Source organism: Myxococcus eversor (assembly GCF_010894455.1).
Lineage (GTDB): Bacteria > Myxococcota > Myxococcia > Myxococcales > Myxococcaceae > Myxococcus > Myxococcus eversor.
The window spans coordinates 38,616-52,858 of record NZ_JAAIXY010000014.1; the positions used below are offsets into that span (position 1 = coordinate 38,616).

Here is a 14,243-nt window from a genome sequence, read left to right on the forward strand (position 1 = left end):
AACCAGGGAGCCCGGCTCGGGCCGAGCCGTCAAATCAGCCCTTCCGTCACTCGGGGATTGCATCCTCCGGGCAGGTCCCAGTATCTGACGCGAGCCATTGCGTGCCGCAACAGCCCCGATGGCACGTGGAGGGGCGAATGATCCGCTGCATGTTGTTCGACTTGGATGGAACCCTCCTTTTCACCGAGGAGGCCAACTTCGTCGCCTACCAACGTGCCTTCGCCGAAGCGGATTTCGTCCTGGAGCGACAGGCCTACCAGCGTGCCTTCGGTCTGCGCTTCGATGCCATGGTGCGGGCGGTGGGTGCGAACCTGGACGAGGACGCGGCCCGACGTGTCCGCGAGGCGAAGGCCCGCTTCTACCCCGAGTCCTTCGACCAGGTGCGCCCCAACCTGCCGCTCATCGGGTTGCTCCGCTCGGTGCGCTCGTACCACGCCACCGGGCTGGTGACGACGGCGGCCACCGCCAACGCCCGCGCCCTTCTCCAGCACTTCGACCTGGCGAACCTCTTCGACGTCACCGTCTTCGGAGAGGACGTGGAGCGCCCCAAGCCCGAGCCGGAGGGCTACCTCCACGCGGCACGGCGACTCGACGTGCCCCCTGCGCAATGCCTCGCCTTCGAGGACAGCGACAGCGGCGTGGCCGCCGCCGAGCGCGCGGGAATGGCCGTGGTCCGCATCCGGGGAACCCCGTGACGCGCGCTCGGGGGTGGGGGTGGGCCCTGGTGGCGCTGGGGCTGCTCGTCAGCGCGGTCTTCTTCGCGCGCTTCATGGCCGAGTCGCGCCAGTCCGGACAGTGGGTCTCCGCGAGCGGCGTGGCGACATGGGCCATTCCCGTCGCCGTCCTCTGCCAGGTCGTCGCGCACGTGCTGCGCGCCAAGAATGCCCAGCGGCTGTTGCGCGTGGTGCGCCCCACCACCTGGCGCATCCTCTTCTCCGGGCTCTCCATCGGCTTCCTCTTCAACGCCCTGCTCCCCTTCCGCCTGGGGGAGTTGGTGCGCGCGCACCTCATCGGCCGGCGGATGCGCATCAGCCGCGCGGTGGTCTTCTTCACCATCCTCTTCGAGCGCGCGGTGGATGGCTTCGTCCTGGGGCTGTGCGCCCTGGGCGTGGCCCTGGTGATGCGCGAGCGGGCCCCCGAGGCCACGGCCCTGATGCTGCGTCTCACGGCGGGCGTGGTCGCCGCGAGCCTCGCGGTGGCGGCCCTCATCTGGTTGCTCTACACCCAGAACCGTCGCCTCTTGCGCGCGCTGGGCCAAACCACCGCGCTGCTCAACGACAGGCTGCGGGACAGGACCCGCTTCGTGCTCTGGTCCCTCATCTACGGCACCCACGTCATCTTCCGCTCCGCGCGCCTGGGCCGCTTCGTCGCCACCACCATGGGCATGTGGCTCCTCTACCTGGGCTCCATGGCCGCGCTGGTCTGGGGCTTCGCGCCGGGCCACGGAGCCCTGGCCACCGTGGGCGCGGCGACCTCCGCCTATCTCGCGGTGGGCGTGCCTTCAGGACCGGGCTTCCTGGGGACGTTCCACTACTATTACTCCGAGCTGGCGCGAGGCCTGCTGGGCATCTCCGGTGTCCCGTTGGGCCTGTCGCTGGTCTCCTGGGCGGTGCTCATCGGCCCCTTCTCGCTGGTGGGGCTCTTCTTCCTGCTGGAGCGGGGCCGGGCGCAGGCCACCGCCAGCGCCCCCTCCCTGGAGCCCCTGAAGAACAAGCTGCATCGCGACTCGGACATCAGCCGCGAGTTCAGCCACTTCCTGGACGCGTACTTCTCCGGACAGGCCCTCAGCCACGTGCTGTCCACCGGCGAGCTGCGGGGAGACTTCCGCATGGTGCGGACCTTCAAGGGCGGCTCCAACGCCAGCACCCTGCTCGTCTGGGATGACGGAAGCCTGCGCGTACGCAAGGTGACCCTGCCCCAGTACGCGCAGAAGCTGAAGGCCCAGCATGACTGGCTGGAGGCGCGCCGCCACGTGCCGCACCTGCCGCGTCCCCTGCGGGAGGTGGACACAGCGGGCTACTACGCGTTCGACCTCGAGTACCGCGAGGAGTACGTCCCCTTCTTCCAGTTCCTCCACTCCGAGGACGTGGAGCGCAGCCGACAGGTCCTGGACCGCGTGCTCGACTTCGTCAGCGCCCACATCTACGAGCCCGTGGAGCGCAGCCATCAACCGGACGTGCTGGCGCGCTACCTGCGCGAAAAGGTGGAGGACAAGGTGCACGACGCGGCGGCCCTGAGCCCGGCCCTGGCGGCCCTCCTCGCGCACCCCACGCTCTGCATCAACGGCCAGCGCTACGACAACATCGGGCCCGCGCTCGCGCGACTGCGCGCCAACCCGCGCGCCATGGAGGAGCTGGCCAGCACCCGGCAGACGCCCATCCACGGGGACCTGACGGTGGACAACCTGCTCGTGCGGCGTGAGGACGGAGACTTCATGGTGCTGGACCCCAACGACGAGAACGCCATCAGCGACCCGGTGGTGGACCTGGGCAAGCTGTGCCAGTCCCTGCACTCCGGCTACGAGTTCCTGTGCCAGCTCCCGAGCGCGAAGGCGCAGGGCGACCTGGTGGAGTACGAGGAGGCGACGTCCTCTCGCTACGCGGAGCTGTACGCCCACCTCCAGCGCCGCTTCGAGACCCTGCTGGCTCCCGAGGTGAGACGCACCATCCTCTTCCACGAAGCGGTGCATTACTGCCGCATGCTCACCTACCGGGCCCGCATCAACCCGGACAGCCTGCCCGCCTTCTTCGCCACCGCGGTGCGGCTCCTCAACGCGTTCAACGCCCAATACGCCGGGTCCTCCGCCGCGCCGCCGCCGGACGAGTCGCCTCCGCTCCGGCAGCTGGCCTGAGCCACTCCCACCACGAAGGTCCCCACGCCATGCGTCCGCTCCACGTCCTGCTGCCCATGGCCGGCCTCGGCTCCCGCTTCGCCAGCGCCGGCTTCACCACGCCCAAGCCCCTCATCCCCGTGGACGGCGTCCCCATGGTGCTCAAGGCCCTCTCCAGCCTGTCGGACTGGGGCCTGGAGGTGGTGCACACCGCGGTGGTGCGCCGCCCCCACGAGGAGGAGTTCCAGTTGGCCACGCGACTGCGCGAGGCGGTGCCCGGCCTGGAGGTGGTGATGCTGGAGGAGATGACCCGGGGCGCGGTGGAGACCGCCCTGGCCGCCGCCGGCCGCATGACGGGCGAGCGCGGCCTGCTGGTCATGGACTGCGACCTCTGGTTCGACAGCCCGGCGTACCGCGACCTGGTCCGCGGCGCGCTCCAGGACGACGACGCGCCCCTGGCGGGAGGGCTGCTGACCTTCCCCTCCCAGCTTCCCCGCTACAGCTACGCGCAATGCGAGGGAGCGCGCGTGACGCGCACGGCGGAGAAGGTGGTCATCTCCGATTCGGCCATCATGGGCGCCTACTTCTTCGCCACCGAGCGCCACTTCCTCACCGCGGGCCAGCACCTCATGGAGCGGCCCATTTCGGAGGGCATGCGCGAGTACTACTTGTCGCTGCTCTACAACCTCCTCCTGGAGGCGGGTGGCACGGTGCGTGCCGCGCGGGTGTCGCGCTACGCGTCCTTTGGCACGCCGGAGGAACTGCGCCAGTACCAGGTGGAAGGCCCCACCCTCGCTTGAACCACCCACGAGGGCACGGTAGGGGAGCGCACCGCAGCACCTCGTCCCTCGAAGGAGCCTCGCGTGGCCGCCGAACGCATCCTCGTCTTCATTCCCATGTACAACTGCGAGCGGCAGATTCCTCGCGTGCTCGCGCGCTTCGGCGAGTCCCTCCAGCGTCGCTTCGCCGAAATCATCGTGGTGGACAACGGCAGCCGCGACAACGGCGTGGAGGCCGCGGTGGAGGGCCTGTCGAAGCTGGCCCACCTGCCGGGCAAGGTGCTCGCCAACGACGACAACTACAACCTGGGTGGCTCCCACAAGGTGGCCTTCGAGTACGCGCTCGCGCACGGCTTCGACCGGGTGGTGGTGCTGCACGGCGATGACCAGGCGGACATCAACGACTTGTCGCCGCACCTGGACTCGGGTGAGTACCGGGAGCAGGACTCCCTGCTGGGCAGCCGCTTCATGAGTGGCTCACGGCTCCAGGGCTACTCGCGCTTCCGCACCCTGGGCAACCACGTCTTCAACCTGTTGTTCTCCGCGGCGGCGCGGCACCGCGTGCATGACCTGGGCGCGGGGCTCAACCTGTACTCGGTGCGCTACCTGGAGTCGCGCTTCTACCTGGGCTTCCCGGACAGCCTCACGTTCAACATCCACCTGCTCCTGGCGGGCATCCACCAGCGCTCCCGCTTCGGCTTCTTCCCGCTGAGCTGGCGAGAGGAGGACCAGGTGAGCAACGTGCGCATGGTGCGCCAGTCACTCCAGACGGGCCGCATCGCGCTGGAGTTCGCGAAGAGTCCGGACGCCTTCCTCGCGAAGGACTGGAGCAGCCGTCCGGGACGCCCCTACACCTCAACCGTGGTGGCGCAGGTCCGTGACGGCCGGGTCGACCGCACCCGCGCTCCCGCCTTCCCCGTCCGCTGACAAGGGGGCCGCCGACTTCGTGCGTGGCACGCGGGCCTCGAACCAGGCCAGCGGCACGGCGAGATAGCCGAACACCCAGAGGTCGGCGACATAGGTCGGATGGCTGGCGGGCGCGGCGATGAAGACGAGCAGCGCGGGGGCCAGCACCGCGCCCGCGGTCACCGCCGACACGGGCCAGGTGCGCCACCGTGACACCAGCCACAGCGTGAGCAGGAGCGCGGGCAGGCCATTCCAGGGAAAGTAGAGGCTGCGCCCCCCATGAGTGGGGAGGCTCGCGTCACGCAGCCAGTGGGTGACGCGGGCCACGGCCTGGGGCGCGCGCGACGCCTCCTGGCCATGCTTCTGGAGGAGCTCCACGCCCGCCATACCGAAGACCTGCTCCGGCGGGTACGCCTCCCGTCCCGGGAGGACGGGGAAGGCAGCCCGGGGGCTGAGCCCCAGGGTGCCCGCGAAGGTGATGAGCCGGTTGGAGAGCATCAGCGCCGGGTTGTCCCGCACCATGCGCAGGAAGACGCTCCTCAGCGCGGCCATCTTCTCCGGCAGGAGGGGGGGACGCAGCGAGTCCCAGTAGCAAGGGGACTCCTCGATGACGTAGCGGTCCTTCAGGCAGGAGTGGGCCACCACGGCTTCGATGACGGCCTTGTCCTCCTCGGGAGTGCGGGTGACGTAGTGGTTGGTCACCATGAACCCCAGCGGGTTGAGCAGCAGCGACATCGCATAGTACTGGGGCATCTCCACCCAGGGCTGGAGCAGCCGGGGTTCGACGCCGCGACGGAACACCTGGTTGATGGCCACCGTGCCCAGCAGCAGCGCCACCGCCGCGCCCACGCGCACCTGTCGCGAGAACAGCAACGCGGCGGGGACGTAGAGCACCAGCGCCATGCTGTCGCCCCGGAACAGCGTCGCCACGGCGGTGAGCAGCGCCAGCACGGGAAGCGTCACCGGCGTGAGGCCGGAGCGCCCCGTCAGCTTTCGCCGGGTCAGGACGCGCAGCAGGATGAGCGCGATGCCCAGCCGCAGCAGGGCGTTGATGATGTCGTGCGAGAGATTGATGACCATCAGGCCCAGGGGGACCGACGTCACCACGAGCGCGATGAAGAGGGTGCCCACCCGGCGCGACAGGCCCAGGTGCAACAGCAGGGAGAAGAAGTCGGCCAGGAGCGCGGCGAGGATGACGACGTTGAAGAGGGAGGTGGCGGAGAACTGCCCGGTGGCACGGTGCAGCCCATGCGCCCAGATGCCCCAGAGGGAGCTCAGCCAGGGGTCCACGTGATACTGGGAGGACACGAGCAGCGACTGACGCGCGTCACTGTGGAAGTGGCCGGGCCATTCGCCCACCCACCACAACAGCAGGGGAAGGGCGAACACGGCCCACAGCCCGAGGAACAGCCGCCACCGGTGGCGCACCGACGTCGGGTCCTCTCGCCGTGCACCCAGGGTCAGACACCAGGCAACCAGGAAGGTGCCCACGGCCATCACCAGCGCGAGCAGCATGTCGCTCGTCTGGAGCAACCTTCGCTCACGCACGGGGAGTGGGGTCTCCGGCCAGGTGAGCCTCATCGCACCGAAGACGATGCCGCCCGCGAGCAGCGCCAGCAGGACGAGTCCCCCGGACGGAACAAACCGACGCCATCCCCCTGGAAAGGGAGATGTCGTCGCCACCTCACTTCGCACCCCCATCGCGCTCCCTCCGCCAGGCAACTCCAGTCCCGAAGTGCCTTCGCCGAAACGGCGCGCACCGTAACCGAATCGCGAGCGGAGCGTCGAGGTGATGAAGGGCTAGAGCCGTGGAGCGTCCGCCTGCTCCGGACGGTCATCCATCATCAGCTTGTCCTCGAAGCACCACACCCACGTCTCCCCTGGCTCGAACGATTGAATGACGGGGTGCTTCGTCTGGTGGAAGTGCTTCGTCGCGTGCTTGTTCGGCGACGAGTCGCAGCACCCGACGTGGCCGCACTCCAGGCAGCGCCGGAGGTGGACCCACTGCGCCCCCATCTTCAGACACTCCTCGCAGCCGTCGGTCCTCGCCTCGGGGTTGCCCGCCTGCTCGATGTGCTTGCACTCGGTCGCCATCGTCTCTCTCCCTGGTCATCCATCGCCCGCGGACAGGGTGTGCACGAAGGCCCCACCCATCCACGTGCCGGGCATCCATGCGACCAGGCTCTCGCCCTCAGGGTGGCTGGTACCCATCAACCGAGCGGAGTGGCGCGACGGCGGCACACGTCCCACGCTTGAGCCGTATGCCTTCCGACACTTCTCCCGGCGAAACGACCGTGCCCTATGCCAGTGCGCGGGGACGCGGCGTGCTCCTGGCGAGCGTGCTCGGAAGCGGCATGGCCTTCCTCGACTCCACCGCCGTCAACGTGGCGCTGCCCGCGCTGGGCCGAGACCTCCACACGGGGATGACCGGCCTTCAGTGGGCCGTGGATGCCTACCTGCTCACCCTCGGTTCGCTGGTGCTCACCGGCGGCGCGCTCGGCGATGCGTGGGGACAGCGCCGCGTCTTCCTGCTGGGCGTGGTGGGCTTCACCGCCATGTCCGTGCTGTGCGGCCTGGCGCCGAACGCCTGGACGCTCGCCCTCTTCCGGGCCGTGCAGGGCATGGGCGCGGCGCTGCTGGTGCCCGCGAGTCTCGCGCTCCTGCGCACCTCGTTCCCCGAAGCGGACCGACAGCGCGCGGTGGCCGCGTGGGCGGGTTTGTCCGGCGTCACCACCGCGCTGGGGCCACTGCTCGGAGGCTGGCTGGTGGACGTGGCCTCCTGGCGACTGGTGTTCTTCCTCAACCTCCCCCTGGCGGCGCTCACCGCGTGGGCGACCTTGCGCCACGTGCCGGATGACCGGCCCACGGGCGCTGCACGCAAGCTCGATATCGCCGGCTCGGTGACGGCCGCGCTGGGACTCGGCGGTGTCATCTACGCGCTCATCGAAGGACCCGCGCATGGCTGGTCCGTGTTCCCCGTACTCGCCGCCGTCTTCGGCGCGGTGCTGCTGGCCGCGTTCCTCTTCATCGAGTCGCGCGCACCCAACCCGATGTTGCCGCTCGGGCTGTTCCGCTCGCGGACCTTCTCCGGTGCGAACCTCACGACGCTGACGGTGTACTTCGCGCTGGGCGGCGTGGGCTTCCTGCTCATCCTCGCGCTGCAGCAACAGCTCGGATACTCGGCGCTCGCGGCGGGCGCGTCCCTGCTGCCCATCACCGTGATGCTGCTGTTGCTCTCACCCTTGGTGGGAAGGCTCGCGGGACGCATCGGCGCCAGGCCGTTGATGACGGCGGGTCCATTGCTCGCGGGCGTGGGCATGGCGCTGCTCACGCTCATCCACCGCGACGGAAGCTACGTGGGCACGGTGCTGCCGGGAGTGCTCGTGCTGGGCCTGGGCTTGAGTCTCACGGTGGGGCCGTTGACGGCGGTGGTGCTCGGCGCGGTGGAGGACCGGCACGCGGGCATCGCCTCGGGGGTGAACAACGCCGTGGCGCGCATCGCCGGACTCCTGGCGGTGGCGCTGCTGCCGCTCCTGGGAGGACTCGCGAACAAGACGGGTGACGCGTTCCTCCAGGGGACTCGTGAAGCGCTGTGGGTGTCCGCGGGGCTGTGCGTGCTGGGCGCCCTGTGCTCATTCCTGCTGTTGCCCAGGGATGTCGGCCGGGTGAAGGGAGGGCCGCCTGGAGCCGAGGATGCGCATCGGCACGGACGGCCTCACCCGAAGAACCCCTTGCATGCCTGATGTGGGGTCTCGTCCAGCGTCATCACCCGAAGCGAGGCTTCAACCATGAGCAGGCTGACGACCTAGCCGTCGTAGCGCTCCTTCTCGCTGATGCTGACCTGCTCGTATTCGAGTTCCTCATCCTCGTCGCGGCGTTCGGGTCCCTCCTCCTCGTCGCTGGCCTCGCGTTGGAGTTCCTCGTCCTCTTCCTCAGTGCGTTCGTCGTTCTTCAGCGGGTCGCTCTTTATCTCAGACATCGCTTTTTCTCCCTTCCCGAAGAAGGTCCGGCGGACGGCTGGGCATGACAAGAGACCCGCGCAAGCCCGGCATGAACACGAAGGGCCCTCCTCCCTGGGGGAAAGAGGACCCTCGGCACCATGCTCACCTCAACGGAAGTAGGGCGAGCTGGCCACTTCGATGCGGCCCAAGAGCTCCATCGTCCCGAGTCTCTCCTCTCCACTGAGCGTCGGCAGTCGCGCCGTCAGCTCCGTGTGCACCTCTTGCAACACGCCATAGGCCGCGAGCGTCTGGTGCGTCTTCAGGAGAGCCACCATGACCCGGCGAACGGAGAAGGTCCGCACCCCATCGACGTTCAACAGGATGCCGCGCACGTCCGCGAACAAGGCTTGCGTGTATGCGGGCGTGGTCGGAGGAGGCTTCAACAGATGGACCTGCCCACTGCGCGTATCCAGGTAGAGGTAGCTGAGGATGCGGCGAGCCAGGTCATTGGCACGGGCCGCGTACGCGGCACCTTGGCCCGCGGGAATCTGGAGGGGTGGCCGCACCTGCTCCATGAGGACGTCGTAGGCCTGGGCCTGCTCGCTCGCGTCCCCAGCCCTGACGAAGAGGTCCAGTGCGGAGAGGTTCGAGCGGAACTCGCCGCCAACAGGTGCACCACTCAGCACCTGCCCCACCACGACCCGCATGTTGGGCGTGTGAAAGCGCGTCAACGGGTCGTCGTAGCGGTCGTAGTGGAAACAGGCAGGGTCCTCCCAGACCAGGATGTCCTGGTCCGTGCAGAACAAGTCCGTGGGCAGCTCCGTGGACAGTCCATAGAGGTAACGCACCGCCGCCACGTCATACGTGCCAGGCGCCGTCACGTGAAGGGTATCGGGCATGGCGGCGTAGTCCATGACGGTGCTCGAGCGCGGCGTATTGGGCGTGCCGTCGTACACCCGTGACCCATTGAAGTTGTGACGCAGGCCCAGCGTGTGCCCCACCTCGTGCAGCATGATGTATGTGACGTAGCGCTCCACTTTCTCGTGCGTGGTGAGCGGAGATCCCTCGGCGATGACCTCCTCAGGGGACACCTGGGCGGAAAAGCCTGAGTGGAAGGACGCCGCGTCCAGCTCACAGGCGGGCTCGTGGGTGAATCCGCCCCAGGACAGACGAGGCCTCGAGCTTTCCTCACGGGCGTTTCGAGAAGAGCGGGCCTCCGGCGTCCCCGCGAAGAACGCCTCGGCATCATGAATCATGGCGGCGTTGATCAAGATGGTGGCCCTGCGGACCTCGCCCGTATTGGGATTCGAGCTCCAGTCCGCGACAGCCCCACCGCCGCTGATCCCGGGGTCGTAGATGGCGAAGTTCTTGTCATCCTCTCCGATGTCCATTCCGGTGTCGCCCAGCACGGCCTCGAAGACCTTGAAACCGAACACCGCGTTCCAGCCTTCGATGCCTCGCCTCACTGCGCCCACCATGTCGGCATCCCGGTAGCGAGCGTCCTCCTTGAGCGACAGGAAAGTGGGGGTGATGAACCAGCGGATGGGCTTCATCCCAGGACGGATGTTCCACTTGACGGCCATCTGCTCCACTTCCCCTGTGTTGGGGATGAAGCGTCCCTCGCCGAGGAAGTAGTGCGGTCGCTCCGGAGCTGGCATCTCCGTGAAGCCCTCGCCCTCCCTGTACTTGCGCAGTGCCATGGACAACGTGCCCGCTCCACGGAAGTGATTCGGCTCCAGGTAGTCGCCGCGGTCGTCGGGGAGCGACATGTACCCGGTGAAGACCTGCTCGAACAGGACTCCATCCGAGACACGACGGAAGCGCTGGGAGAAGAGCAGCTCGAGCGTGAACCCGATTTCCGCGGTCCCATACCAACGGTCACCGAGGATGCCGACCCGGTTGAGCCCCGCCGCTGGGTCGATGAGCACGTACTGGTCCGAGCCCGGCAAGCGATTGAACGGAGTGTGGTTCGTCACGATGGGATACGCCTCCACCAACGAGTCCGGCTTGAAGATGTCGTTCCTCACCAACCCGTCGCGGGCATCGAAGAGATAGAGCCTTCCATTCTGCTCGTGGAAACGCACCACGCGCGGATTGAGCACCACGGGGAAGCCGAACAAATCGGGTTCGGCGTTGAGCTGTCGGAGCGTGGCGGACAAGAACCAGCGCTGCTTCAGCTCGCTCTTGCGGATGGCGAGGTAGAACGTCCGCCCCGTCGGGTCCACCACTCCGTCGAGCCTCTGCGTCACCTGCGTGTGTTGCTCGGAGGTCAGCTCGCGGGGAACTTCGATGAAGTCCTCGCCCAGGACAATCGCGGACCCCGGTGCCTCGGGCCCGTTGCGCGTGCGCTGGGGCTCACTGCATCCGATGCCCAGTGACGCGGCCAGGACCAGAGCGGCCACCCATGAGCGGCGCGCGGGGGATTCGTATCTCCACATGACGGTGCATCTCCACACCGGGAGAAGGAGTGAGGCACGTCCAACCCCAGACACGGGAAGACACCCCAGCCCTGCCCCCGGCGGTGCCAGGCAAGGGCGCACTTTCATTGCCACGGTCATCGAGTTGCAATCCATGCCGGAGCAATCGCATCCGGGCATGGTTGCTCCGCGGTCAGTGGACTTCGCGGTCCTCCCACCGTGCTGCTACCCGCGCGCGAGCGCGCGACTCCAGACGCACGAAGGGCCCCCTTCCCAGCGGGAAGAGAGCCCTCGTCACAGCCTGGCTGTGTCCGTCGTGCGCTAGCTCTTGTACTTCACCGAGCAGCCATACGGCGTGGTGGTGGAGGCGGGCACCGGCTTGCCGTTGAGCACCGCGTCCACGGTCGTCTGCACGTGGTTGACCTTCTTGTCGTTCTTGCCGCGCGGGTCGTCATCGATGGCGCCCGCGTAGCGGACCACGCCCTCGGTGTCGATGACGTACATGTGCGGCGTCGTCTTGGCGCCGTACGTCTTGCCCGTCGCGCCGCTGGCGTCCTGGAGCACGGGGTACGTGAAGCCCTCCGTCTTCTTCCACGTGGCGGACTTCTCCGGCGTGTTGTGCGCCGTCGAGTCCACCGCCAGCCACACCACCTTCTTGGCGTCGAAGCCCTTCAGCGTGTTGGCCATCGTGTCGGCCTGATAGTGGCGCTGCACGAAGGGGCACTCGGGGTTGGTCCACTCCAGCACCACCACCTTGCCCTTGTACTGCGACAGCGAATGCTCCTTGCCCGTCTCGTCCTTCAGCGTGAAGGCCGGGGCCGGCTTGCCGACCTCCGCGTCCGCGAAAGCGGGGACACCCACGAGAACCGAGCCGAGCGCGAGAGCGGTGAAGACCTGCTTCATGGCGTTCCTCCTGATTGGGCACTGCTTGACTGCGGATGACTGCGTTTCAAGGCCGAGGGAATCCAGCGGCGCACAGCACTTTCGAGCCGTCCTGCCGGCGCAGCGGCGAGCACTCCGACGCGCGCTTCACCGAGTCCACCACCGCGTCCACCGTCAACAACTCCTGCAACACCTCCGGCTTGTCCGGCGCGCCGGGGCTGAGCACCAGGTACATGGGCACGCCCGCGCGGCCATGGTCCGCCAGCCGCGCTGTGATTCGCGCATCGCGGCGCGTCCAGTCCGCCACGAAGAACGCCACCCGGTGCTCGGTGAAGGCCGCGCGAACCTCCTCGCGCGACAGCACGGTGCGCTCGTTGAACTTGCAGGTGAGGCACCAGTCCGCCGTGAAGTCGATGAACACCGGCTGCCCCGCCGCCAGCGCGGAGGCCACCGCCTCGTCACTCCACGGCTGCGCCTGCGCCACCGTGGAAGACGCCCGAGCCGCCGGCGCCGCCTCCTCGAAGCGCAGCGCCGCCACACCCGAGCCCACCAGCACCAGCGCGGCCACCGCCAGCGTGCCCCACCGGCGCCCTCCCTCCTGGAGCTGCGACTGGCCATACACCCACGTGCCCAGGCCCACCGCGACGAGGAAGGCCAACAGCCGCGCCATGCCGTCCACCCCCGCCAGCCCGCCCATCACCCACACGAGCCACACCGTCGTGCCCAGGAGCGCGAAGCCCAGCACCTGCTTGAAGCGCTCCATCCACGCGCCCGGCTTCGGCAGCTTCTTCGCGAGCCCCGGCACCAGCACCAACAGACAGAAGGGCAGCGCGAGTCCCAGGCCCAGCGCGGTGAAGACAGCGAGCACCGTGAGCGGACCCGCCGCGAAGGCGAAGCCCACCGCCGTGCCGAGCAGCGGCGCCGAGCACGGCGTGGCCAGCACCACCGCGAGCACGCCCTCGCCCGCGCTGTGAAGCAGGCCGTGGCTCTGGTCCACCTTGCCCGCCAGCGCGGTGCCATCCATGCCCACGTTGAAGACACCGAAGAGGTTGAGGGCGAACGCCACCAGCACCGCGCTCACCGCCGCGACGAACAGCGGCTCCTGGAACTGGAAGCCCCAGCCCACACCCGCGCCGCCCGCGCGCACCGCCAGCACCGCGCCCGCGAGCGCCAGCATGCTCGCGACGATGCCACCCGCGTATGCCGCCGCGTGCGCGCCCACCCGGCCCTGCTCCTGGCGCACCATGCGCGTGAAGCCGTACGCCTTGAGCGCCAGCACCGGGAACACGCACGGCATCAGGTTGAGCAGCGCGCCGCCCAGGAACGCGAACAACAGCGCCATGCCCAGGCCCATCGTCGACTCCGCGGGCGCGGCCTTCGTGGCGCTCGACACCGGCTTCACCGCCGCGAGCGAATCCTTGATGGAGGGCGCCTTCGCCACGACGGGCGCAGCCGCCGCGCCCACGGTCGCCGCGAAGGGCGCCATGGGCACGTCGACTTCCAGCGCCTGATAACCGGTGGCCGCGGTCCCCAGGCGAAGCACGCCCTTGAGTCGAGGCTCGGCCTTCGGTGCATCCGGCTCCGCCTTGCCCTTCAGCGCGAAGCGCCCCGGAGCAGTCTGCGTGAGCGTCAACTTGTCCACGCCGGGGATGCGCTCGGGGACGAAGGCGTCCGTCTCCGAGGAGGGCACCGCCGCGCCACCGGGCAGCGACACCGTGAAGGTGCCGGTGAACTCCTGGCCCGCGGTGAGCTGCTTCACGTCCAGCGCGAGCGCGGCGGTGTGGCCGGTGTCCGCCACCGGGCGAGGCACCCGCGCCTTCGCCGCGTCGAACGTCGGCGTCGACTCCGCGTCCACGAGCGTCGTCGGCCCGAGGGGAATCGAGCGCGTGAGCATCAGGTCGGCGGGGATGCAGTGCACCTCGCACACCAGCGCATTCACCGCGGCCGACAGGTTCAGCGCGCCGGTGGCCTGTTCGGAGGCCGTGGCCTGCGCGAAGAGGAGCACCTCGCCGTCATAGCCGTGGGTGACGATGAAGCCGTCGGGCGTGCGGAAGGTGTTCGGAAAGGGCCACTGGAGCGCGCCCACCGTGGTGCCCGGCGTGTCCCAGGTGATGTCTGTCTCCAGGCCGGAGTCGCCCGGGTTCTTCCAGTAGATGTGCCAACCCGGGTCCAACCGGAAGCGCACTCCCACGCGAAAGGTGTCTCCGGGCTTCACCTGGGCGGCATCCACCAGCAGCGCGGCCTCCAAGCGCGGGTTGCCCTCGTCGGGCGCGCCCGTGGCCACCGCGGACGGAGGCAGCGCCGCCTGCGCCACCGCCGCCACCAGCCACATGCCGATACCGCCCGCCAGGGCGAGCCTCTTGGACACCGAGTGCTTCATGCGTCTCCCGTTAACCCACCCGAAGCCGGCTCGCCAGCATCCGACGGGCCCCGCTTCCGAGGGAGAACCTTCCAGGCAGGGGGACATTCCCCGCGCCCGCCCGCGCCT

General features: G+C 68.8%; 11 protein-coding genes. 5 read left to right on the plus strand and 6 right to left on the minus strand.

The features are described 5' to 3' along the window. Positions 1-137 precede the first annotated feature (137 nt). The 4 genes from G4D83_RS26540 (at position 138) to G4D83_RS26555 (ending at position 4,536) form a co-directional block, all read left to right on the plus strand. Complete coding sequence (locus G4D83_RS26540; RefSeq protein WP_163867637.1) at positions 138-695, plus strand: HAD family hydrolase; 558 nt, start codon at positions 138-140, stop codon at positions 693-695. Next, positions 692-2,851: a lysylphosphatidylglycerol synthase domain-containing protein gene (locus tag G4D83_RS26545; RefSeq protein ID WP_163867638.1), complete on the plus strand. Its 2,160-nt coding sequence runs from the start codon at positions 692-694 to the stop codon at positions 2,849-2,851. The genes G4D83_RS26540 and G4D83_RS26545 overlap by 4 nt, the downstream gene beginning before the upstream one ends. 29 nt (positions 2,852-2,880) lie before the next feature. After that, entirely contained in the window at positions 2,881-3,630 is a 750-nt protein-coding gene (locus G4D83_RS26550; RefSeq protein ID WP_163867639.1) for an NTP transferase domain-containing protein, read from the plus strand. A gap of 63 nt (positions 3,631-3,693) precedes the next feature. Further along, positions 3,694-4,536 carry a glycosyltransferase family 2 protein gene (locus G4D83_RS26555; RefSeq protein ID WP_205522717.1) on the plus strand — a complete coding sequence of 281 codons (843 nt, stop codon included), beginning with the start codon at positions 3,694-3,696 and terminating at the stop codon, positions 4,534-4,536. On the opposite strand, the gene G4D83_RS26560 is transcribed toward G4D83_RS26555, so the two are convergent. Both G4D83_RS26560 and G4D83_RS26565 read right to left on the minus strand, forming a co-directional pair. Beyond that, positions 4,465-6,216 (minus strand): hypothetical protein, encoded by a 1,752-nt coding sequence (locus tag G4D83_RS26560; RefSeq protein ID WP_163867640.1) that lies wholly within the window; start codon positions 6,214-6,216, stop codon positions 4,465-4,467. The genes G4D83_RS26555 and G4D83_RS26560 overlap by 72 nt on opposite strands. A gap of 99 nt (positions 6,217-6,315) precedes the next feature. After that, positions 6,316-6,609 carry a ubiquitin carboxyl-terminal hydrolase 14 gene (locus G4D83_RS26565; RefSeq protein WP_163867641.1) on the minus strand — a complete coding sequence of 98 codons (294 nt, stop codon included), beginning with the start codon at positions 6,607-6,609 and terminating at the stop codon, positions 6,316-6,318. A 200-nt stretch (positions 6,610-6,809) separates the two neighbouring features. Between G4D83_RS26565 and G4D83_RS26570 the strand changes: the two genes are divergently transcribed. After that, on the plus strand, positions 6,810-8,258 hold the full coding sequence (locus G4D83_RS26570) for an MFS transporter (RefSeq protein ID WP_240356614.1): 1,449 nt from the start codon (positions 6,810-6,812) through the stop codon (positions 8,256-8,258). A 62-nt stretch (positions 8,259-8,320) separates the two neighbouring features. Here G4D83_RS26570 and G4D83_RS26575 read toward each other — a convergent pair whose 3' ends face one another. From G4D83_RS26575 to G4D83_RS26590, 4 genes are all read right to left on the minus strand, one after another. Then, positions 8,321-8,494 carry a hypothetical protein gene (locus G4D83_RS26575; protein ID WP_163867643.1) on the minus strand — a complete coding sequence of 58 codons (174 nt, stop codon included), beginning with the start codon at positions 8,492-8,494 and terminating at the stop codon, positions 8,321-8,323. 129 nt (positions 8,495-8,623) lie between these two features. Then, positions 8,624-10,894: a zinc-dependent metalloprotease gene (locus G4D83_RS26580; protein WP_163867644.1), complete on the minus strand. Its 2,271-nt coding sequence runs from the start codon at positions 10,892-10,894 to the stop codon at positions 8,624-8,626. Between the two features lie 300 nt (positions 10,895-11,194). Further along, on the minus strand, positions 11,195-11,776 hold the full coding sequence (locus G4D83_RS26585; RefSeq protein WP_163867645.1) for a thioredoxin family protein: 582 nt from the start codon (positions 11,774-11,776) through the stop codon (positions 11,195-11,197). Positions 11,777-11,822: 46 nt separating this feature from the next. Continuing rightward, positions 11,823-14,135: a protein-disulfide reductase DsbD family protein gene (locus tag G4D83_RS26590; RefSeq protein ID WP_163867646.1), complete on the minus strand. Its 2,313-nt coding sequence runs from the start codon at positions 14,133-14,135 to the stop codon at positions 11,823-11,825. Between the last annotated feature and the right edge of the window lie 108 nt (positions 14,136-14,243).